The sequence below is a fragment of the Methanosarcina sp. UBA411 genome (assembly GCF_002495725.1).
GTDB lineage: Archaea > Halobacteriota > Methanosarcinia > Methanosarcinales > Methanosarcinaceae > Methanosarcina.
Genome location: NZ_DAGK01000031.1, coordinates 70,624 through 92,283, shown reverse-complemented (window position 1 = coordinate 92,283; position 21,660 = coordinate 70,624). Strand labels below are relative to the sequence as shown.

General features: G+C 39.6%; 18 protein-coding genes and 1 tRNA gene. 14 read left to right on the top strand and 5 right to left on the bottom strand.

Going from position 1 to position 21,660, the window contains the following annotated elements:
* Nucleotides 1–245: 245 nt before the first annotated feature.
* The 8 genes from BP861_RS11615 (at nucleotide 246) to BP861_RS11580 (ending at nucleotide 9,406) form a co-directional block, all read left to right on the top strand.
* Nucleotides 246–319 (top strand) — tRNA-Val (locus BP861_RS11615).
* A 1,262-nt stretch (nucleotides 320–1,581) separates the two neighbouring features.
* The gene (locus BP861_RS11610; protein WP_230627482.1) at nucleotides 1,582–1,758 is read left to right on the top strand and encodes a winged helix-turn-helix domain-containing protein; all 177 of its coding nucleotides are present in this window, start codon (nucleotides 1,582–1,584) and stop codon (nucleotides 1,756–1,758) included.
* Nucleotides 1,759–2,576: 818 nt separating this feature from the next.
* Nucleotides 2,577–4,874, top strand: a complete 2,298-nt coding sequence (locus tag BP861_RS11605; RefSeq protein WP_292375690.1) for a CDC48 family AAA ATPase — start codon at nucleotides 2,577–2,579, stop codon at nucleotides 4,872–4,874.
* A 272-nt stretch (nucleotides 4,875–5,146) separates the two neighbouring features.
* The gene (locus tag BP861_RS11600; RefSeq protein WP_292375688.1) at nucleotides 5,147–5,707 is read left to right on the top strand and encodes a CBS domain-containing protein; all 561 of its coding nucleotides are present in this window, start codon (nucleotides 5,147–5,149) and stop codon (nucleotides 5,705–5,707) included.
* A gap of 346 nt (nucleotides 5,708–6,053) precedes the next feature.
* A complete protein-coding gene (locus BP861_RS11595; RefSeq protein ID WP_292375685.1) occupies nucleotides 6,054–7,205 on the top strand; it encodes a pyridoxal-phosphate-dependent aminotransferase family protein in 1,152 nt (383 codons plus the stop codon).
* 100 nt (nucleotides 7,206–7,305) lie between these two features.
* Nucleotides 7,306–7,770 carry a riboflavin synthase gene (ribC, locus tag BP861_RS11590; RefSeq protein ID WP_292375683.1) on the top strand — a complete coding sequence of 155 codons (465 nt, stop codon included), beginning with the start codon at nucleotides 7,306–7,308 and terminating at the stop codon, nucleotides 7,768–7,770.
* Between the two features lie 39 nt (nucleotides 7,771–7,809).
* Complete coding sequence (gene ribH / locus BP861_RS11585; RefSeq protein ID WP_048108716.1) at nucleotides 7,810–8,214, top strand: 6,7-dimethyl-8-ribityllumazine synthase; 405 nt, start codon at nucleotides 7,810–7,812, stop codon at nucleotides 8,212–8,214.
* 49 nt (nucleotides 8,215–8,263) lie between these two features.
* The gene (locus tag BP861_RS11580; protein WP_292375678.1) at nucleotides 8,264–9,406 is read left to right on the top strand and encodes a pyridoxal phosphate-dependent aminotransferase; all 1,143 of its coding nucleotides are present in this window, start codon (nucleotides 8,264–8,266) and stop codon (nucleotides 9,404–9,406) included.
* Between the two features lie 84 nt (nucleotides 9,407–9,490).
* Here the strand turns inward: BP861_RS11580 and BP861_RS11575 are convergent, their stop codons facing one another.
* Nucleotides 9,491–9,934 carry an FAD synthase gene (locus tag BP861_RS11575; protein ID WP_292376061.1) on the bottom strand — a complete coding sequence of 148 codons (444 nt, stop codon included), beginning with the start codon at nucleotides 9,932–9,934 and terminating at the stop codon, nucleotides 9,491–9,493.
* Nucleotides 9,935–10,280: 346 nt separating this feature from the next.
* Between BP861_RS11575 and BP861_RS11570 the strand changes: the two genes are divergently transcribed.
* Nucleotides 10,281–11,783 (top strand): L-aspartate semialdehyde sulfurtransferase, encoded by a 1,503-nt coding sequence (locus BP861_RS11570; RefSeq protein ID WP_292375676.1) that lies wholly within the window; start codon nucleotides 10,281–10,283, stop codon nucleotides 11,781–11,783.
* 2 nt (nucleotides 11,784–11,785) lie between these two features.
* On the top strand, nucleotides 11,786–12,172 hold the full coding sequence (locus BP861_RS11565) for a 4Fe-4S binding protein (RefSeq protein ID WP_292375674.1): 387 nt from the start codon (nucleotides 11,786–11,788) through the stop codon (nucleotides 12,170–12,172).
* Between the two features lie 365 nt (nucleotides 12,173–12,537).
* On the opposite strand, the gene BP861_RS11560 is transcribed toward BP861_RS11565, so the two are convergent.
* On the bottom strand, nucleotides 12,538–13,122 hold the full coding sequence (locus BP861_RS11560) for a hypothetical protein (protein WP_292375672.1): 585 nt from the start codon (nucleotides 13,120–13,122) through the stop codon (nucleotides 12,538–12,540).
* Between the two features lie 842 nt (nucleotides 13,123–13,964).
* Here BP861_RS11560 and BP861_RS11555 point away from each other — a divergent pair.
* Nucleotides 13,965–14,771 carry a DUF166 domain-containing protein gene (locus tag BP861_RS11555; protein ID WP_292375670.1) on the top strand — a complete coding sequence of 269 codons (807 nt, stop codon included), beginning with the start codon at nucleotides 13,965–13,967 and terminating at the stop codon, nucleotides 14,769–14,771.
* 342 nt (nucleotides 14,772–15,113) lie between these two features.
* Here BP861_RS11555 and BP861_RS11550 read toward each other — a convergent pair whose 3' ends face one another.
* Nucleotides 15,114–15,521 carry an Ig-like domain-containing protein gene (locus BP861_RS11550; RefSeq protein WP_292375668.1) on the bottom strand — a complete coding sequence of 136 codons (408 nt, stop codon included), beginning with the start codon at nucleotides 15,519–15,521 and terminating at the stop codon, nucleotides 15,114–15,116.
* An 823-nt stretch (nucleotides 15,522–16,344) separates the two neighbouring features.
* On the opposite strand from BP861_RS11550, the gene BP861_RS11545 reads away from it, so the two are divergent.
* Nucleotides 16,345–16,707 carry an Mth938-like domain-containing protein gene (locus BP861_RS11545; protein WP_292375666.1) on the top strand — a complete coding sequence of 121 codons (363 nt, stop codon included), beginning with the start codon at nucleotides 16,345–16,347 and terminating at the stop codon, nucleotides 16,705–16,707.
* A 62-nt stretch (nucleotides 16,708–16,769) separates the two neighbouring features.
* Here the strand turns inward: BP861_RS11545 and BP861_RS11540 are convergent, their stop codons facing one another.
* Nucleotides 16,770–17,681 (bottom strand): mechanosensitive ion channel family protein, encoded by a 912-nt coding sequence (locus BP861_RS11540; RefSeq protein WP_292375664.1) that lies wholly within the window; start codon nucleotides 17,679–17,681, stop codon nucleotides 16,770–16,772.
* A gap of 316 nt (nucleotides 17,682–17,997) precedes the next feature.
* Here BP861_RS11540 and BP861_RS11535 point away from each other — a divergent pair, with 316 nt between their 5' ends.
* Nucleotides 17,998–19,296 (top strand): cell surface protein, encoded by a 1,299-nt coding sequence (locus BP861_RS11535; RefSeq protein ID WP_292375662.1) that lies wholly within the window; start codon nucleotides 17,998–18,000, stop codon nucleotides 19,294–19,296.
* Nucleotides 19,297–19,791: 495 nt separating this feature from the next.
* Here the strand turns inward: BP861_RS11535 and BP861_RS11530 are convergent, their stop codons facing one another.
* Entirely contained in the window at nucleotides 19,792–20,484 is a 693-nt protein-coding gene (locus BP861_RS11530; protein ID WP_292375660.1) for an AIM24 family protein, read from the bottom strand.
* 302 nt (nucleotides 20,485–20,786) lie between these two features.
* Between BP861_RS11530 and alaXM the strand changes: the two genes are divergently transcribed.
* Nucleotides 20,787–21,518, top strand: coding sequence for an alanyl-tRNA editing protein AlaXM (gene alaXM / locus BP861_RS11525; protein WP_292375658.1), 732 nt, complete (start codon nucleotides 20,787–20,789; stop codon nucleotides 21,516–21,518).
* Nucleotides 21,519–21,660: the final 142 nt, after the last annotated feature.

Sequence of the window (21,660 nt, the reverse complement as noted above, 5' to 3'; positions counted from 1 at the left end):
CATTATTTGTAATAAAAATCACTTGGTATAGTAAGAGTTTATCATTTATTGTAAAGCAGTTTCATTTACTATTGACAGCAATCTCATTAGTATAGTAAGAGATTTATTTGGTGAGTAAGAGTCTAATTTAACACATTAATTGGTTTTCAGGTCATCCCTGAAGTTCTCTTCTAACAAAAGAGTTATATATAACTTATGACATTTTGGTCTTGCACTTAGAGCGATTCTGTAAATGTAAGCAAAATGGGCTCGTGGTCTAGTCGGTTATGACATCGCCTTTACACGGCGGGGATCCTGAGTTCGAATCTCAGCGGGCCCACTCATTTTAACATCCTTGTTTTCTGATTCTAAGAACGTATTGACCTTATTTTCCTAATGCTTCAAGTATTTCTTCAAGGTCAGATTTTATCTCTGGTTGTACAACGCTAATTTTTCCATCAAACTCTTCATCAAGGGAAATTACATACAAAGGCTTATCATTGTATTCTGTTTTGAAATATGAGCAGTTTATTCAACATGATCCAATCTGGATTGAGGCAACCGTATTAAATTATATGATATTTTTGTTTTTGCTTGCAATTTTGTGAGTTTTGATTTCCCTAAAAATTTTATTTTATCTCCACCATGTCAAAAAACAGCTGTTAACTTTTATACAACTTTTTATTCTTCTTTTATCTAGGTTAAACGATGGAAAATTACTCAAAATAATATACGCTTTAAATCATATCAACGTTTTAAAATTATTTATTTCAGAAATTTCAAGACTTTATTGGATTAGTACTAAATGACAAGCAAGTAGATTATTTTTGCTTCTAAACTTTTTCTCTTGAGTTGCCGCACATGTGCCTGTTGCTAAACTTCTTCTTTGGCTCAAGAGTATGTCTCCCTCAAAATCTCATAAAACCTTTTAAAATATCGTGGTCCTAGTGATTTCACGTAAAAAGATTTCAGCATTGAGAAATCTGCAATACTCTCATTTTCTATATTTACACGCATGGAGAATTATATGCTTTTTTTGGGAAAGAGCAGATAGAATTGATATATCAGGGGTCCATCACTATAAAGAAAACGAATATTACACCAAACAAACCTTTTCATTCCAATATTTCCAGTAATTTCCATATATGCTTCATTAAATGTCATAAATAATTTATTTTCATAAGCTTCTTAGATTCTGAACAGTTTAGTCCTATATATTTACTTTTGCTCATCTTTTTGGTTTTTTTTATACGCTTTAGAGACATATTCTTCTTTAACTCTAACTTCTGTTTCAAAAAAACTTAATTGAGAGCTATTTCCTATTTTTTCTGTGGGAATTTCCCTTTTTCTCTAGCTGCAAGCGGAATTTGTACATCAAATTCTTTTTTCTTTATAACTTGATATTATATATAGCACTGATATTGTTATATAGAAAGGAAAACGATAAAGACTTAGAATCTTTGTTACCTACAAAAAGATATGCTTTAATATTTTTAGAGCGTAATTTCTTGCAAAGATTATTTTGAAATCTATAGTGGGGGAGGAGTCAGTATTAAGAGAAGGAGCAGAACTGATATTGCAGTAGATATTTTAAGAGTAGCAATGAACGGGGCGAAGAAAACTCATATTGTATATGAAGTTAATTTGAATTTCAACATTGCCCAGAAATACCTTGAAATGTTGAAAGAAAAAGAGCTTATCAGACATGAAAATGGACTTTTCATCACTACTGACAAAGGAAAAGTCTTTCAGGAAATGGCTAAGGAACTCAAACTCTAAATGATTCTCATCTCTTTTTAATTTTTATTTACTTTTTCCATCTTTCTCTTTTTTCCAGTTTCACTACGTTTTAAATCGAATTTTCCGCTTCCATTCTTTTTTGAGTTATTCCATTACAATCTCAGCTGGGAATCCGGCGAAGAAAAGCGCTATGGATAAGCCAGTAATAGTATTTCTAAATTAGAATACGCCCCCATATATATAAACGTAGTTTGGAAACATACTATGGAGATAAAAGCATTTTTTTGAAGCTCATACTTAAGAAGTCGCCTCAGGTATCAAATACTCAAGCACCTGTTGACGGGTCAGCGGTCATTTAAAGAGCCTGATGTTGAGGGTCAGATGAGACTGATTAAAGAGTATAACGTAGCTTTCAGTTTTTCCTCAGATAAAGGAGAGGGAGATGAAGATTCTCCTGAAAAGATAAAAGTCTGTAATACCCTGTTATAATGACTTCCATTTTGTATGAGGTACTTTTATCCATCGCGAAGATGGCAGCAATCGAGAGTCACTATAGGACTCATATGGACGGATATTTAATCTGGCAGATCCCCTATAAAATGGGAGTTGCATGGCTTATCAATTAGATAACTGAGAGGCTGCGAGGATATTCTATATGGAACATAACCTGGAAAATCTTCCAAAACTATTCAAGGAGGCTCCAATCCGTATAAACTTAAAAGACTTGCTGAAGAGGCAAAGAAGGCAGGCGAATGAGGTTGATCAACCTGAATGCCGCTGATTTTATTTTTGCAAGAATTTCCTGACACTTTTAATGATTGAAACATTTTTACTGATTGGGATAGGGGGGGTATTATTTGACTGATAGGGATAAAACAACGATAAAATTGAAAGTTGCAGAAGCCGATCAACGGGACGTTGGAAAAGGCATTGTCCGGATAGATGAAAGCTTCAGGGAAAAGATGGGACTCAAACCCTTCGATGTTGTGGAAATCAAAGGAGGAAAATCGACTTCAGCCCTGATAGGACGTCCATATCCTAGCGATTCGGGACTTGATATTATACGTATGGATGGGCTTATCCGCATTAATGCAAAAATCGGTCTAGGGGAATATGTGGATATTCGCAAAGCCGACTGGAAAGAAGCAAAAAGCGTGACTTTTGCGCCTGTGGTCAAGGGCATGCAGATCTACGCTCCCAGTGAAACCCTTAAAGCCGTATTCATGAACCGCACGGTTTCAAAGGGAGACTTTATTTCAACCACAAGCTTAAGAAAATCTAGGGAAAGGGAGACTTTCGGTAAGGGAGTTATGTTTGAGGATTTCTTCCAAGATTTTTTCGGCCAGGGCTTTGGTCCATCTTTTGGGCTTGGGGAAATAAAACTTCAGGTAGTTTCTACTTCTCCGTCGGGAATAGTAAAGATTACAGACTTAACACAGGTTGAGCTTTTGCCTGAAGCGACCGAAGTAACTCCTGAGCAGAATATTCCTACTGTTATGTATGAAGACCTAGGTGGGCTAAAAGAAGCCATCGGGAAAGTTCGGGAAATGATAGAGTTGCCTTTGAAGCACCCTGAGCTTTTTGACAGGCTTGGAATCGATGCTCCAAAAGGAGTACTGCTCCACGGCCCTCCAGGTACGGGCAAGACAATGCTTGCAAAAGCAGTTGCAAACGAGTCCGATGCCTACTTCATTTCTATCAATGGCCCGGAAATTATGTCCAAATATTACGGGGAGTCTGAAAGGGCAATAAGGGAAATTTTCGAGGATGCAGAAAAGAATGCTCCTGCAATTATTTTCCTGGATGAAATCGATTCCATCGCCCCTAAGCGGGCTGAAGTAACCGGGGAAGTCGAAAGGAGAGTAGTTGCTCAGCTTCTCTCCCTTATGGACGGGCTTAAGGCTCGTAAGAATGTAATTGTCATAGGGTCAACTAACCGTCCTGAAGCCCTGGACGTAGCACTCCGCCGCCCTGGTAGGTTTGATCGAGAAATTGAACTCAGAGTCCCGGATACGGATGGAAGGTTAGAAATTTTCCAGATTCATACTAGGGGAATGCCTCTTGCTGAAGACGTGAATCTTATGGATTTTGCTCAAATAACATACGGGTTCGTAGGAGCTGATATTGCTGCCCTGTGCAGGGAAGCGGCTATGAGCGCTCTAAGGCGGGTTTTGCCGAAAATCAATCTCAATGAACCTGAAATTCCGGCTGAAATTCTGGATTCCCTCCAAGTAATAAGAGAAGATTTTGAGAATGCTCTTAAAGATGTCCAGCCATCGGCAATAAGGGAAATCTTGATTGAGGTTCCTACTGTCAGTTGGGACGACGTAGGAGGCTTAGAAGAAGTAAAAAGTCTCCTCAAAGAGGCAGTAGAATGGCCTCTTAAAAATCCGGAATCTTACAGAGATATAGGAGTTGAAGCTCCTAAAGGTGTTCTTCTATATGGTCCTCCCGGTACGGGAAAGACTCTTCTTGCAAAGGCAATAGCCCACGAATCAGATGCTAATTTTATCACAGCCAAGGGAAGTGATCTGCTTTCCAAATGGTATGGGGAATCCGAGAAAAGGATTGCTGAGGTATTTACACGGGCAAGGCAAGTTGCTCCTTCAATCATTTTTCTGGACGAACTTGATTCGCTTGCGCCCATTCGCGTTGCTTCTACAGGTGAGCCTCAGGTTACGGCAAGAATTCTCAATCAGCTTCTCTCCGAGATGGATGGGCTTGAAGAACTCAGGGCTGTAGTAGTAATTGGCGCAACAAATCGTCCTGATGTCATTGATCCTGCTCTTATCCGACCAGGTCGTTTTGATGAACTGATTCTTGTTCCGATCCCTGACGAGGGAGCTCGCAGGGAGATCTTCAAGGTTCATACTGAAAAAATGGCGCTTGCAGAGGATGTTGATCTCGAAAAGCTCGTTTCAATGACCGATCAGTATACTGGTGCAGATATTGCAGCCGTATGCAAAAAGGCAGGAAGGCTTGCTCTGCGTGAGGATCTTCACGCAAAAAATGTCATGCAGAAGCACTTCCTTAGAGCAATAGCAGAAACTGGGCCTTCGGTTACTTCGGATACGATGAAGTATTACGAGGCTATAAGAGGCGAGCTCAGGACAAGGAAATCTAAGGAGATAGAGAATCCTTCTTACTTTGAGTAAAAATGTTAAAAAAAAGTTTTACCTTATTTTTATTTTTTCCTTTTTTCCTTTTTTACTAACTTATTTTTCTCACAGTCTAATTATTTTTAACATTATGTTTTTATTAATCGATCTTTAAAGTCGACAATTTTTTAAATTTCTCTCTTTTTATTCACTTATATCTTAGAGTTTTCCGAAAATGATGGTCGGGATTTAATATCCACTTATATTTAAACTTTACAAATTATGTTAACCAATGATATTAAATATCATAATTACTATCGGTAATATATATGCAGCTTCCAACACCCGAAGATCTTAAAAAAAGAAGAAATGAACTCGGGCTTACCCAGAGCGATCTGGCTAAAAGGGCCGGTGTAAGCCAGCCCCTTATAGCTCGTATAGAATCAGGAGATGTAGATCCCAGGCTTTCAACTGTCAGGAAAATCTTTGATGCTTTTGAGGAAGTTGAAAAGGAACAGCAGATTATTATAATAGATCTGATGCATTCCCCTGTAATCCATGTTTCTCCGGACGATTCCGTGGAAGCAGCAGTAAATCTGATGCAGACTCACGGTTTCTCACAGGTTCCTGTGCTTGACGGGGGAATTCCGGTTGGAAGCGTTTCAGAGGACATGATAGTGAAATTGATGGCCGAAAGTAAGAAAAAATCAATTTCCCAATTGAGAGTTTCCGAAATAATGGGGGAGTCCTTCCCGGCGGTATCTCCAGGCATTTCTATCTCAGTTGTTTCACATATACTAGAAGGAAATCCTGCTGTGCTAGTAATGGAAAAAGGATCAGTTATCGGCGTCGTGACAAAACATGACGTAATGACGCTTCTCCAGGGTTAATAATTGAAATCTGTTCTCCTTATAGGGCGGTATTCGGGATCAGAGCTTGGAAAGCACATCAATTATATACTAGGATTCAATTAAACCTGATCTCTAATTTGGATTTAATGCTTAACTCCTCCAAACTATATTAATTTAATAAATCCGTTGAAATCCCCTAATCTAAAAATTTCCAATATAAAATATAAGATACACTGCATGCCTTTCGGGCACACCGTATCAAAATGATATTACTCTGAATTATTTAAGATCTGCAGATATTTAATACTGCATAATAACACAACCCCATTAAACAAATAAAAAACAAAAATCAATTAAATCTTTGAAAATGTGGAGCATAATACATATGGATCTGGAAGATACTCTTCTCATGATGCCTGGTCCCGTACCTGTTGCACCCAGAGTCCTTAGAGCTATGTCGAAACCGATGATCAACCACCGGAGTCCGGAATTTGCTGGTATTTACACCGATTGCAGGGAAATTCTCTCCAATGTTTTCCAGACAAAGAATGATATTTTCTTGCTGAGTGGTTCTGGAACGGCAGGAATGGAAGCTGCTGTCGGGTCTCTGGCTGGAAGCGAGGACAAAGTTATAGCCATAGAAAACGGAAAGTTTGGAGAGCGCTTTAAAGATATTGCAGCTCTATATTCGGAAGTAGTTCCTGTTGTGTTTGATTGGGGTCTTCCGATTGACCTTGAAGTTGTCAAGGAAAAACTCGAGGAAGGGGCAAAAGCCATCACTCTCGTCCACAACGAGACCTCTGCAGGTATTCTTAACCCGGCTGCAGAAATTGGTAAACTTGCCAAAAAGCATGATGCTCTCTTTATTATGGACGGCGTGACCTCCCTTGGAGGAGACGATGTAAAGGTCGATGAATGGGGAATTGACATTGCAGTTGTAGGTTCACAGAAGTGCCTTGCAGCTCCTCCTGGACTTTCAATCGTTTCCGTAAGTGAAAAGGCTTTTGAGGCTATGAAAGGAGTAACAAAAAAGCCTTACTATAACGACCTTCTGGCATATAAGAAGAGTGGAGATAAACCCAGACCCGAAACGCCTTATACGCCTGCGATTCCTCTGTTCTACGCCCTTCAGGAAGCTTTGCACATTGTAAAAGAGGAAGGAATGGAGGCAAGGATTAAGAGGCACAGGACTCTTTCCGAAGCCGTAAGAGCAGCAGTTGCCGAGCTGAATATCGAGATGTTCCCGCAGCTTAATGAGTACAGCCATTATTCCAATACGGTCTCTGCTATGAAAGCTCCAGCAGGCATTGATGGCGAGGACATAAAGAGCGATATGAAGAAGCGGGGTGTAATCATTGCAGGCGGACAGGAACGTCTTAAAGGCAAGATTTTCAGAATAGGTAGCATGGGAAATGTCACTGCAAGGGATGTGCTTTCAACCATCCAGCAGCTGGAAATCGTACTAAATAAGCGTGGTTACATTGACAGCCTGGGAGCAGGTACAGAAGCTGCAGCCAGGGTTATTGACAGGGCCTGAACAGGATAAAAACTATAGATATACATTCTGTATATCTACCAGCCTTTTTCAGGAAAACCCGGAAAAAAGATTTTAATCTTGAAATTCCGATCGGATTCACATGCCCACAATAGGAATTGCAGATACCACATTCGCACGCTATAATATGGGGCGTGCGGCAATTGACGAGATACAGAAAAATGTATCTGTAAAAATTAAAAGAGTAACCGTGCCCGGGATAAAGGACCTTCCGGTTGCAGCCAAGAAACTTATTGAAGAAGAAGGATGCGATATCGTTATGGCCCTTGGTATGCCCGGAGCTAAAGAACAGGATAAGATATGTGCTCATGAAGCTTCCCAGGGCCTTATTATGGCCCAGCTCATGACCAATACCCATATTATCGAGGTCTTTGTCCATGAAAATGAAGGAAAGGATGAGAAAGAACTTGCTTTCCTTATGGACAGAAGAACCCGAGAACACGCTTTAAATGTAATAAAGCTGCTCTTCAAACCTGAAAAGTTAATTCGAGAAGCCGGCACCGGTCAAAGGCAAGGCTTTGAAGATGCAGGCCCATTAAGAACGTGAAGCAATTTATGTAAAAACAAAGACTGGAGACCTTATCAGATGACTATCAGCCTAGGATTTGTTGTAGCTGAATTTAACAGGGATCTGACCTATCAGATGGAACTGCTTGGAAGGGAACACGCGGAGTTCCTGGGGGCAACAGTGAAAGAGACCATTCTTGTCCCAGGGGTTTTTGACATGCCCCTTGCGATCAAGAAGCTTTGCCAGAGGGACGATATCGATGCCGTAGTTACTATAGGATCTGTAATCGAAGGCGAGACTGACCATGACCAGGTGGTTATGCAGCATGCTGCAAGGAAGATCATGGATCTTTCTCTTGAGTTTAATAAGCCTGTAACTCTCGGTATTCCTGGCCCAGGCATGACCCGTATGGCGGCTCATGAACGTGTGGACTATGCAAAGCGTGCCGTTGAAGCTGCAGTAAAGCTGGTGCGGCGGTTATGAATTTATGATCTCTATAAACTAGCAAATGTAATAAACCAGGACCATCCCTATGTCATCCGCAAGGCTCAAGCGTGTAGAAGAATCTGCAACGATAAGGATCTCCAATATTGCGACCAGAATGATTAAAGAGGGTACAGACGTAATCAATTTCAGCCTTGGTGAACCTGATTTCAATACCCCTAAAAATATCTGCGATGCTGCGGCAAAGGCTATGTATGAGGGAAAAACCCACTACGCCCCCTCTGGAGGTATCCCTGAACTAAGGGCAGCCATTGCCGAAAAATTCAGGACGGAAAACAACCTCGATGTAACTGAGACAGGTGTGCTTGTTACCCCCGGAGCAAAACAGGGAATTTTTGAGATAATGATGAGCGTTCTTAATGATGGGGATCAGGCTCTTCTGTTTAATCCTTCATGGGTAACTTATGACGCATGCATACGTTTTGCAGGGGCGGAAACGGTCTGGGTTCCGACAGTCCCTGAAAAAGGTTTCATTCCGGACAATTTTGAGGAATATATAACTGATAAAACCAAGCTCATAGTTGTAAATAGTCCAGGAAACCCAACAGGTGGAGTCTTCGGGAAAAAAACTTTGCAATGTATTGCCGACCTTGCAATTGACCATGACCTCGTAGTAGTCTCAGATGAGATATATGAGAAAATTATCTATGACAGGGAGCATATCAGCATTGGCAGCTTTGACGGAATGCAGGAAAGAACTGTCACAGTAAATGGTTTTTCCAAGGCATATGCCATGACAGGTTGGAGACTCGGCTACCTCACTGCACCTCCTGAAATTCTCAAACTCCTGCTTAAAATTCAGTCTCATTCGGTAAGCAGTGCGACTACGTTTGTTCAGTACGGTGGGCTTGAAGCTCTTCAAGGGCCTCAGGATAGTGTTAAAGCAATGGTTGATCGTTTTAAGGTACGTCGCGATGTTCTTATCGACGGCCTGAATAAAATGGGGCTTGAATGTAAAAAGCCAGATGGAGCTTTTTATGCTTTTGCTAATGTCAGCGAGTATGGAAATGGAACTCAGGTGGCAGAAAGGCTCCTGAAAGAAGCTCAGGTAGCAGTTACGCCTGGAATCGCCTTTGGTTCGTCAGGCGAGGATTTCATCAGGATTTCCTATGCAACATCAATTGACAGAATCAGGGAAGCTCTTGAAAGACTTGAAAAAGTATTTTTATAAATCAGATTCTGTGAATATCTCCTGAAAAAGGTATGAGTAACGAATAACAGGTATTAATCGAATCGAGGAACGGTGTGGGCAGGTTTACCCATACCGTTTAAGCACCTCTTTTATGATTGAACCTGTACTGCAAAGTGGGCATTCTTTTGAAAGTGGAATCCTGACCACATTTGCAGAAAGCCCTCTTTTTGCAAGTTCTTTTTCCAGAAGCTCGGCGTCAAAGCGCTGGTCGTAACCCAAAGCAATTATATCCGGCCTGATCTGCTTCAGGGGTTCAAACATATCTTTTTCGCTGCCAAGAAGCGCTTTATTTACTATCCCGAGTGCATTTACCATCTCCAGCCTCTGCTCCTCTGGCACAACTGGTTTTGGTTTGTGATTTATATTTGAGTCTCTGGCAACAATAACGAAAAGCTCATCTCCCAGAGCTCGGGCCTGGGTCAGAAAATAAATATGTCCGGGATGGAGAATGTCAAAAGTCCCGGTAGCAAGTATACGTGTCAACAGATCACCTGGCCTCGGGTATATCCTGTAAGCATAAGAAACTTACTGAGATTAACCCTGCCTTCAATCTGAAGAGCCCCTGGATATTCAAACTGTGTACCACAAGTACTATTATTATCTATTCATAATGAGACTATATAATAAAAGAATGAAAGAATTTTTTCAATTATCACAAGTAATATATGGTCCGCAAATGTGAATATTATTTATTGAACTTAGGGTATAAACCTGAAAATTTGAAGATAAATCCTATTCAGGTACAGCTTTTCAAGTCTTCTGAGAGGGCTGTTGCCTTTGGCATTATCATAAGTAATATATAATTCTTGCAAATATTACCATCTAGATAATCTGTAAAAAGAGGAAAACCCCAATGATAAAAAAATCGATTCATGAGATTAATAAAAAAATTGAAGATGGAAGCGTCAATGTAGTGACGGCGGAGGAAATGGTCACAATTGTTGAGGAACTTGGCGCTGAAGGGGCTGCAAAAGAAGTGGATGTGGTTACGACAGGCACATTCGGAGCTATGTGCTCATCCGGCTTAATGCTTAACCTGGGGCATTCCGAGCCTCCTATTAAAATTCAGAAAATCTGGTTCAACAATGTAGAAGCATACAGCGGACTGGCAGCTGTAGATGCTTACCTGGGGGCTGCCCAGATCTCAGATACAAGGGGAATCCAGTATGGTGGGGCTCATGTTATTGAGGATCTCCTCAGGGGGAAAGAGATCGATGTTCATGCGACTTCATATGGGACGGACTGTTATCCAAGGAAAGTGCTTGATACGATAATTACCCTTGAAGACCTCAATGAAGCCGTTCTTCTTAACCCAAGAAACGCCTACCAGAAATACGCAGCAGCAACCAACAGTTCCAAAAGGATTCTGAATACCTATATGGGTGAGCTTCTGCCCAATTTCGGAAATGTAACCTATTCAGGGGCAGGGGTTCTATCTCCTCTATCAAATGACCCTAATTATGAAACCATAGGCATGGGAACAAGAATTTTCATGGGAGGCGCTCAGGGCTATGTTATAGGGAACGGAACTCAACATTCTCCTTCTTCTGGTTTTGGAACTCTGATGCTCAAAGGTAACTTGAAGGAGATGAATCCTGATTACTTGAGAGCTGCTTCTTTTACCGGATACGGAGCTACTCTTTACATGGGAATTGGAATCCCCATCCCTATTCTTAACGAAAAACTTGCTGCTGCAACTGCAGTCCGGGATGAGGATATTGTAACCACTATTCAGGATTATGCTGTGGGAAGCCGGGACAAGCCAGTTATCAGAAATGTGAATTATGCCGAACTCAGATCAGGCTCGGTGCAGATTGACGAAAAAGACGTGCCCACGTCCTCTCTTTCCAGTTTCAAGAACGCGAGAAAGATCGCAAATGAATTAAAAGAATGGGTTAAGCGCGGGAAATTCTTTGTCAGCATGCCAGTGGAAAGACTGTCTGTTGAAGGGGCTGCCAAACCCATGAAAGAGACGCAGGTTGTACCTCTTGTAAAAGATGTAATGTCCAGTTTTATTGTGACCATCAAAAGAGATCAAACTGTCCAGGACGCTGCAAAGAAAATCTGGGAGAACTCTTTTAACCATCTGGCTGTGACCTCCGACACTGGTGAACTAGTAGGGATCCTAACTGCCTGGGATATCTCAAAGGCCGTTGCAGAGAATTGTTTTGATTCGGTAGAGAGCGTTATGACGAAAAAGGTGCTGACCTGCGCTCCTAACGAGCCTGTGGACCTTGCAGCTAGAAGGCTGGATCGTTATGGAGTATCTGCGATGCCGGTTATCGATGCTCAGAGGCGGGTTATCGGAATAATAACAAGTGACAACATCAGCAAACTTCTTGCAAGGAGGTACTGAGCGTGAAAATCAAGATCACTATTCCTACCGAGAGAATCCACAACCCTATCATTTCCGAGTCCATAGTCGAAACCGGAATCCTGATTAATATAATGGTTGCAAATATCGACTCAACCTATGGGGAACTAATAGCGGATGTGAATGATCTCAAGTTCGATAAAATCAAACATGCCCTGGAATCGAGAGGAGCTATAGTTTCTATACTGGACAGACCTATTCACAGAGATGAGGAAGAATGTATCGAATGCGGAGCCTGTATTTCAGTCTGCCCTATGAATGTGTATTCTTTTGACAACGCCTGGAATGTACTAGTAGATGAAAAGAAATGTATTCAGTGCGGCGTGTGCATTAAGATGTGCCCGCATGGGGCCTTGAAACTGGGAGAATGAATAGAGAAAGAAGATTAAGAGCAATAAAGTCAATCTTAATCTTATATTTATTAAACTTTCTTTTTATTTTTCAAGGAAAGAAAAAGATCTGTTTAATATGGAGACAAATTAACAACTAATTTAAGTTGTTCTAATTATCTTTTCAAAGTTTTCCATTCTTATTTTGGCTTATACTAGTTTTTTACTGATCCGGTTCTAAGATCAAGTGAGGAACTAAACCTAATAAAAACCTAAAAATCACTTGATCTTGGAATGGACTCCTTTCAGTTCGACAGTCTAGATTCTGTTTACAATGCTCTGTAACATATGCAATATCTTTTCTCGTTGTCATCCCGAGTTACTATGTTTGCGTTCTCTGAATTCGACTAATTATTTACTGCGTTCCCTGATTCTTGTCCGTTATTAATTGTATTTCCAGAGTTTTGTCCTTTGTTAATTGTATTTCCAGAATCTTGTCCGAGGTTAACTGTATTTCCTGAGTTTTTTCCATTATTTATTGTATTCCCAGAATCTTGTCCTTTATTTATTGTATTTCCTGAATACTTTCCATTATTATATGTATACCCTGAATTTGATCCATTATTGAATGTATACCCTGGATTTGACCTATTATTAAATGTATTCCCTGAATTTGACCTGTTATCAGATGTGTTTCCTGAGTTCTGTCCGTTATTAGAGCTGCTTCTGGAACTGTGCCTGTTGTTAATAGAAATTCTTGAATTCAAATTGTTTTTAGGAGTATTTCCTGAATTTAACCCATTGATCATACTATTTGCGGTATTTAATACATTATTATCGACGTTACCTATGTTTGGCCCATTGTTAAAGGTCACATTTTTAAAAGTTACATTATTAAAGGTGTTCTCTGAGTTTGGACCATTATTAAAGATGACATTGTTAAAGACGACATTGTTAAAGGTGTTCCCCTGATCCTCAACTATGTTAGGCATAGTTGATATTTTCTGATCTGAATTACTGTCATTCGATATGTTACTATTGTCATTTCCTGTATTGCTCTCAGCTGCTGCAGCCGTCACGAATACTAAAAAAAGATCACCACGAAAGGATACCGCGTCCTTTTCACTCTGTTAAATATTTGCTTCCCCATTTGCCCATACTCCCCAATTTTTTCTCCACTAAATATAATCTTTAGATTGTTGTATTCCCAATCCATATTCTATAAATATACAAATATTTGTATGCCTATATATAAACCGAATAAATTTTCTAAAATAACTTATTATTATAAGTAATCCAATTAGAAAATAAAAATATATGTATGATTCAAATTAATATTGATATTGTATTAATTACAGAGATAATTTATGAGAACTAAAACTAGATTATCTTAATTAACAGTTTATTTAATTATAATCCAATAATGTACTAACTCATCGTCATCCTTGCTTCTAAGCCTATTTACGCGTATAGCAACTTGTAAAAATGACATCCACTTATAAAGCAGAATTTTTCGCCTCTATCCTTAGAAGTTTGCAATCTAAAGACATGAATCAAGGTTTCGTTCTGAATACCGATTTCTATTTCGAAACTCTCTTTATTTATACATTGAAACAAATAATTACAATGTATCTAGAAAACCGGATAGGCATTAAAGGAGAGTGTTGCCAGAACTGGGCATCAGCCTTTTCTCAAGCAACTTCTCAAATATTTCTGCGTTCATCTCCTTTCTCTGTTTTTCTTTGTGGGGACAAAGTAATCCGGAATTTTATATTTCAAACGAATGAGAATATCACAAAAGGAACTTGTACAGTCTTTAAAATAGGGGTAAATTATGAAGATCCTTGTACTCTACTCAGGCGAACTTGGGAAAAAAGTCATCCAGAACTTGATCAATCCGGGAAATTTCTGTGTGTCCTGTGGAGAACTTTGCAATCACTGCAGGCAGGCCAGGAAGTCATATGCAAACCTGATCGTAGGAATTCATGAATTTCCTCAAGACCTGCCCACATTTATAGAACAGCCCGAACAGTACATGCCTCAAAAATTTCCGGAATGCGATCTAATACTTGCTATTGGCATTCATCCCGACCTTCTTATAGCCCTCCCAGATGTTGTAAAGAAAACGAAGGCAAAAGCCGTGATAGCGCCTGCTGAAGACTCAAAGAAAACTCCTGCAGGTGTCCTTGAACAGCTTAGAAAAGAGCTTGAAGCTATTGGAGTTGAGTTTGAGGGGCCAAAGCCATTCTGTGCCCTTGAAAAAACCGGAAAGCCAATTATAGACGCGTTCGTTGACCTTGGTTTCGGGAAGCCTGTGCTCAGAATAGAAATGAGCCCTGATGGAAAGATGTTTATCGGAGCAGGCGTCCTCAGAGATGCCCCTTGCGGTTCCACTTGGTTTGTGGCAAAAAAGCTCGGCTGGACTGACACTCCTGAATATAAAGAGACCATCTCAGGTGCTCATCATTCTTATCCCTGTACCGCTAGCATGGACAAAGACCCTCAACTTGGGGACACCATCCTTCACAAGGCCGGATACATTATCAGGGAAGCAGTTGAAGATGGAATGGAATGTGCAAAAAAGGAGAAAGCCCGATTGTCTGCAGTATGCGGGGAGGAAATCTCAAGTTCTAGTCTCTAAAGGTAAGTTTTCGTTTCCAAAAAGTTTTCAAGAAATATATTCTAAATAAAAACCGGAATTTTTTATCTGGTTCCAACAAGAAAATAAGTGTTATCTATCATGTTTCGATAGATTTAAGCCTGAATTCGATGATTTACAAATCTCAGTAAGCAAGCCTCTTGAAGAAAGCTGTTACAATCTGAGCCAAATTTCATCTATTAATGAATTGAACTGTTTCCTTAATATTCAACTAAAAGCATTAAGGGATTATGGGGTTAAATCCCTGAAGTTAATACTTCTTATTCCCTTTAATGCGTTTAGTTACAATAAGTGCACCTACTGGAGAAGTGCTTGAAAGTACTTTTAGCAGGTGGAACATTTCAGTTTCAATGTAATGGGGGCGCAATCGGTTTTTCCATCCTTACCTTTTACACAGTATGTGAAAGTGTCAGTGCAAGAACATTTTTGAGAACAACATTTGGCTGGTGCTTTGTAGCAGATTTTGCCATTACTCTTCACAGTCACTTTGCCACCCAGTTTGGTAGTAAAAGTTCCTGTCTTTGTAACTTTAAGGTTGCATCCTTTGTCATTGCTCAGCACGTTAAAGCAATAAACAGTATTTGGACATTTTTTAAGTTTAATAGAATACGTATCTTTTACTGCATCTGTTTTTGTTTTACAATTGCTGTTACAGGCGGCTGCTCCTGTCATTGACAGGACAAAAAATACTAACGTGAAAACACATATTGTTTTGAACATAATTTTTCGCATTATTTATCCTCCGTATTTTTATCTTATTCAGTTTTTATTTTATCTTGCCAGTTCCCATTTAATCCTAGAGTACTCGCAATCGAAATGAACTGGGAAATATTAACATATAAACATACTTTTTTTTCTAATCTTATATAAAAATCAAAAAACGAATTTAAAACTTGATAAAGCTTTATCTTAAAACTTGAAACGTCATAACACTGTTAATCACTATAACTGTATTAGATATCTGCTAGATTAAAAATATAAGACACTTGACGAGTTTATGCCCTATGATGTCTTATGATAGATGTCTATGTGAAAGAATATCAATTCATAAAAATTCTTTTCTGTAATAATTAAATATTAAGATCTTTTACTCTTCTAGAAGGACGGATTTGTCATATTTTAGGAAAAGAAAGTCCTTTCTTTGTACATACAATGTTTAACTTTTATCTTCGGGATTTTTCAAGTTCCAAGATCCCACACTTTTTTGCCTTCACAAAATAGTACATACAGGATTACATTTTCGTTAATCTGCTCACTTGTTTTATCTGCTCACTCGCTTGAACGAAAAATCAATAGAATAAACCTTTAACTGCTTAAAACATAATTTGATTATAATGCCTATTGTGCTTGATTTCATCCTTCAAATGCCATAGGTCTTAAGTCTATTTTCATCAGGTCAACCTGACAAGAGTAGGGAGTATATGAATGTTTATATTCGGATCTGCCTATAGCTTGAAACTCGTGTATTTAGGGCATATCTATTAATTATATGAAGTACGTGCAATAATTATAAAATAAAAAATCTTGTTTTCAATCTCAGTTTAAGAGGTGAACTATGAAGCCAAAGATTGATTCTACGAGTTTTGGTTCGATTACTGTAGGTGGAGAGGTCTTTAAATATGACATCCTTATTCGACTCACTGGGCAAGTCGAAAAAAGAGAGAAAGGGCTGTCAAAGGAACTGTATGGAACTTCTCATAAAATCTCGCTTGAGGAAGCAAAGTACATTTATGAGGAAGGAACAGAAAAAATTATTATAGGAACCGGGCAGACAGGTTTTGTGAAACTGTCTGAGGAAGCAGAAAATTTTTTTACAGAAAAGAAGTGTGGTATAGAACTTTTTCCAACTCCATGGGCAATTGAACGCTGGAATGAACTTGAAGGCAGAATCACTGCAATGTTCCATGTGACATGTTAATAAAGAGGAGACAAGGCAGTCGGACAGTAAAGGCAGGTAATTCAAAAAACAGATTGGTTTATTTAATATAATCCTTCCACATCGCGCCCTTCTTCAAGTACCATTTCTTCTTCCTGTATCATCATATCCTGTTCTATAGTTCGTTTCCCACTTTCTTTTAGCTTAATTTCTTTTATATTTATATCCATCTGCGGGAACGGAATTTCAATCCCTTCTTTCGTATAGGCATCAAATATTCCTGCAATAAGGTCATTCTTTACTGTTCCTATTTCTCCTGTTTTTGCCCAGGCCCTGAGCTGCAAATTTATCGATGAATTTGCAAGTTCAGTGGTTACAACTGCGGGCTCGGGTTCCTGAAGGATAAGAGGGTGTGTTTTCATTAGATTCAGTGCTATCCCTGTAGCTTTTTCTAGGCTTGAGGAGTAACTTATCCCTATATCAACAGAAACTCTTCTTGTAGGCATGCGTGTCATATTAACAATAGAACTGCCCCATACAAGCTTATTCGGGATTGTTATGAGCTGGTTGTCAGGTGTCAAAAGTTCGGTTGACATGATCCCTACGGATTTTACTTTTCCGGTCTGTCCATTTACGGTTACAGTTTCTCCCATATCGATTGGTCTGATAGATGCAACACATACTCCAGCAGTCAGGTTTGTAAAGGTATCCTGCAGTCCAAGGCCAAGAACAATGCCTATTGCTGCAGAAACTCCTACTATATAACTATCCACGTCGAAATTTAGACTCTTCAAGAAAATAAGAATAACAATTACATACAGGAGAATGCTTAAAAAGTGAGTGAGAAATTGAATGGTAAGATCTGGAATCTTTGTTTTATGCATTCCTCTCCTGAAAATATGAATAATATACTTTGATAATGCTAATCCCATGATAAGCACTATAATTGCAAAAATCAGCCTTAATACAGTTATCTCGGTATATGGAATTACCTGCTTCATTATCTCATAACTCATTTTTAGCCTCCTCGCTTTTTGGCCAATGTGCGGAGAAGATCAAAAACGATTCTATGCCACTGTCCGGTAGAACTTGTAAAGAGTAAACTTATAAAGAGTAAACTTATAAAGTAAAGACAGGATTATACTGATATGCTGTCAGTATAAAATACATTTAATTTCTTTTATATGTATCTCTAAAAACTACATTTCTTTTATTCTGTCTTTTTAGTGCGAAAGTCTTTTACAGAATAAATCTTTCAATAACAAGTTTCAAAAATATATATGATATAAAAAATAAGTTAAATAGTTTTATCACATTTAGGGAAGGTCAAGGTTGAAATGGATTAAAAAACTCTTTGGAAAAAAAGAAGACTCCCGCGAGGAAACTGGTTTCAAGGAGATTAATTTTGAAGACCTGCCCGCGTGGCTAGATATCAGGTCTCAAAAAATATCTTCCCAGGTAGAAAAAGACGTACCTGACCTTTTGAAAGAACTTGAAGTTTCGCTTCTGGCACTCAAGGAAAGTAACTCAAGGCTTTCAGAGGCTAAGGTCGAGGGAGATTTTGATATCAGGATTGTAAAGCGAGCGAAGAGCAACAGAGAAAATGTGACAAAACAGGTCACAATGTTGATAGATAAAATCAGGGTTCAGGAAGACAGGGATTTCAGGACTCTGGAAAGCTTTTACGGGGCAGCTACGCAGAGCCTAGATACCTGCCTGGAGCATATGAACCGAAGCTTCAGGTATACCAGAGGCGTTTTTCCAGAAGAATCAAAAGAGGTTAGTGAAAGTCTTGCCAGCCTGGGGAAGGCTTTTAATGAGCTCGGAGAGGTAATTCTGGGAAATAAAAAGGAAATGGACGCTGTAGAAGCAGCTTACTCGGATGCTAATAGAATAGAGGAGCTTTTTGCCTCAATAGCAGCCGAAGAGCTGGAACTCGAATCCAAAAACCAAAGAATCCAAACATTGAATTCTGAATCTTTAGGAGTTAGCCAGGCTCTTGAAGATTTCAGAAAAGGAGCTGCCTGGCAGAGGTTACAGAACCTGCAGTCAGAATTTACTGTTGCCAGGGAAAAACTCAAGAAAGCCGAGACTGGCTTGAATTTTCTTGTGCTCCCGCTTTCAGGTCATCTCTCAAGGATTAAGAAACTTCATGAAAGCAGCAGGTATACCTTAAAACTTGAAGTAAAGAAAGAGCTTGAGATTTGTCTTGAAGATCCCGTGCATGTAAATCCTTCTTTTTTCTCTGAACTTCAAAAGATATTCGAGGATAATTCCCTGGATATGCAGGCCCAGAAAAAAGAAAAAGCCCTTTTACAGGTCAAAACTGCAATCTCGAGTTTTCCCGAGAGGAATAAAGAGTATCTTGAAGCTCTGCAGCAATTTGAGGCAAAGAAAGCTGAAATCGAAAGTTTGGATACCGGAAAATTTGTTGAACTTGAACATAAGGAAGCTGAGCTCCTGAGCAGGACTCGCTCGCTTGAAGAGGATATTGAAGATTCTAAAAAGAAACTTGCCGCTTTAAGAGAAGAACTGGAACACCAAAAGGAAAAATTCCTTGCCAGTCTCAGTTTAATCGACAGCAATTTGCATGTGAACTTCCCGAGTCCCGTCTCGGGAGGACGGCCCTAATCGTGCCTCGGGAGCACGAAGCCCTTTTCGCTTCGCTCAAGAGGGCTGAATTATGGGTTAGAAAAAGTGATTTTCAACTCGCTCAGGGGCTTATTTATACAAAATTTCTTTTTTGATCACCAGGTGGATGTGATTATAACTTTTTTAAAAAAGGCTTGACCGAAAATGGTGCAATAAAAACCTTACCCTGAACCCTATCGGCATGATCACAAGCCTTTTTTAAAATGTTTTAGCAAAAAACACTGCTAAATCTAAAACGTCATGACAGCGTGATCAACCGGCGCAACGGTTGCGGGTCAATGGTTGCGGGTCAATGGTTGTAAAGAAGGCTGAATTATAATGAAGATAGTTAGCACATGGGAGAAATTAAAGTGGAGATACTGAGCCCACAGGGACAATTTTACGAATTATAACTTTCCCATAGCTGTTATCCTGGTTCCATATTGTTGGATAGTAATTGGGTAAATGCAGATATTTACATCCAAAACTGCGTTTTCAGGCCTGCGTCTGGAAATAAACTTCCTCGTAAGGCTGGACCACTACAAATCCCTCTCCTTTGAAAGCCATCTGGAATGACTCCCCGCTGCTTCTTCCAACCAGGGTTTTTAGGGAAATGTCAGTTTTTATCTCAGGTTCCAGGTTTCCTGACCAGGCGACTGTAGCATTGGGGTCAGTAAAGACCGGGTGACCTGGGCTTACCCGGAGAGTTAGGGGGTCCTGGTGAGTTGTAATGGCGGCCATACCGGTTCCTTCCAGTTTAATGTTGAAAAGCCCTCCTGCCATCATTCCTGAAACATTTTTCATCATCTTTATTTTCCAGTTTAGCGAGGTCTCAAAGGCAAGTAGATCGTTGCCATTTACAAAAAGGGAATCGTTATCAAGTTTCAGGACTGATACCTTCTTTCCTTCATCTGCAAGGTAGAGTTTTCCTTTGCCTTCGGCTTTTGTGAGGCTGACTCCCTCACCTGTAAGCGCCTTCTTCACAAAGGTGCCGATTCCGTGTTCGAAGACTCCTTCCCTCGTAAAAACTATATCTCCTGTGTACGCGACCATTGAACCTCTTTTTGTCCAGACCATTCCTTCAAGGTTAACCTCAAGAAGGCGTTCGCGTTCCAGCTCAAAAATTCCCTGATCCAGATCCTTTTCTTCTGTATTTTGAATGAAATCCTCTATTGAATAGCGTCCCAAACTATCATCTCTTTTTATGTTTTATTCTCTTATTTAATTGTTCAATTGTCTATACAGTTATAAAGCATTTCTCTCAATCTGCATTATCAAGTTGAAAAACCCGAGTTCCGTCTCGGGAGGACGGGTCCGTTTCGCTCACTCCGTTCGCTCAAGCGGACTTTCTGCAGTTATGGAAAATAAGATTAGCGATGTCTGGATTTTGCTCAAAAGTGTATAATTTATGTACTCTGACAGTTTTTATCTGCTTTACTAATCTCCTTTAATTATCTCCTTTAATAAAGTTTAAGAAAAGAGGTTTGACAATGACAGAGGCGCTTTACTTCCTTGATTGTTACCTGAAAGAGTTCGAAGCAACTGTCGAAAAAGTTACAAATGATCAATTTGTGGTTCTTGACCGTACTGCCTTTTATCCCGAAAGCGGGGGCCAGCCCAGCGATACCGGAAAATTAGTTCGTGAATCTGATGGGGCTGAATTTGGTGTCCTGTATGTGGGTAAGTTCAATGGAGATATCAGTCATGAGATAGCTGGTGAAAATGTTTCTAACGGGTTAAAAGCAGGGGATAAAGTAAAAGGATTCATTGATTGGGATCGTCGTTACAGGCATATGCGTATGCATACGGCGACTCACGTAATCGCAAACGTAATCGAAAAGGAAGCCGGGGCTCAGATAACCGGAAACCAGCTTGGTCTTGATCAGAGCAGGGTGGATTTCAGCCTTGAAGTCTTTGACAGGGATAAATTTGCCGAATATGAGAAAATTGCCAATGACCTTATAGCCCGGAAAAACCCTGTTAATCTCTACCTTGTAGGTCGAAATGAAGCCGAAGAAAAGCTCTCCCGATTGACCACATTGGCAAAAGGCTTTTCTGATGATATAAAAGAAGTCCGCATGGTTGAAATAGAAGGTGTCACGATTGAAGCCTGCGGGGGAACTCATGTTAAAAATACTGAGGAAATAAAAGGCATAAAAATCACAAAGCTTCAGAATAAAGGGAAAAGTAACAGGAGAATGTACTTTACACTTGTAGATTAAGATCTGAATCTAACCTGAATCTAATTTAGCTTTTCTTTCTTTTTATTTTTTCGCCGTTTCTCTTTTTCTTCCAGATTTCAGGTCTCAAGAAGATAGTATTCTATCAGCAGGATACATTGGACTGGAATTCGAATTTTTGAGT

Coding starts and splice junctions, on each gene's coding strand:
- BP861_RS11610 (WP_230627482.1), top strand. CDS start 1,582: ATGAACGGGGCGAAGAAAACTCATATTGTATATGAAGTTAATTTGAAT.
- BP861_RS11600 (WP_292375688.1), top strand. CDS start 5,147: ATGCAGCTTCCAACACCCGAAGATCTTAAAAAAAGAAGAAATGAACTC.
- BP861_RS11595 (WP_292375685.1), top strand. CDS start 6,054: ATGGATCTGGAAGATACTCTTCTCATGATGCCTGGTCCCGTACCTGTT.
- ribC (WP_292375683.1), top strand. CDS start 7,306: ATGCCCACAATAGGAATTGCAGATACCACATTCGCACGCTATAATATG.
- ribH (WP_048108716.1), top strand. CDS start 7,810: ATGACTATCAGCCTAGGATTTGTTGTAGCTGAATTTAACAGGGATCTG.
- BP861_RS11580 (WP_292375678.1), top strand. CDS start 8,264: ATGTCATCCGCAAGGCTCAAGCGTGTAGAAGAATCTGCAACGATAAGG.
- BP861_RS11570 (WP_292375676.1), top strand. CDS start 10,281: ATGATAAAAAAATCGATTCATGAGATTAATAAAAAAATTGAAGATGGA.
- BP861_RS11560 (WP_292375672.1), bottom strand. CDS start 13,122: ATGCCTAACATAGTTGAGGATCAGGGGAACACCTTTAACAATGTCGTC.
- BP861_RS11555 (WP_292375670.1), top strand. CDS start 13,965: ATGAAGATCCTTGTACTCTACTCAGGCGAACTTGGGAAAAAAGTCATC.
- BP861_RS11550 (WP_292375668.1), bottom strand. CDS start 15,521: ATGCGAAAAATTATGTTCAAAACAATATGTGTTTTCACGTTAGTATTT.
- BP861_RS11545 (WP_292375666.1), top strand. CDS start 16,345: ATGAAGCCAAAGATTGATTCTACGAGTTTTGGTTCGATTACTGTAGGT.
- BP861_RS11540 (WP_292375664.1), bottom strand. CDS start 17,681: ATGAGTTATGAGATAATGAAGCAGGTAATTCCATATACCGAGATAACT.
- alaXM (WP_292375658.1), top strand. CDS start 20,787: ATGACAGAGGCGCTTTACTTCCTTGATTGTTACCTGAAAGAGTTCGAA.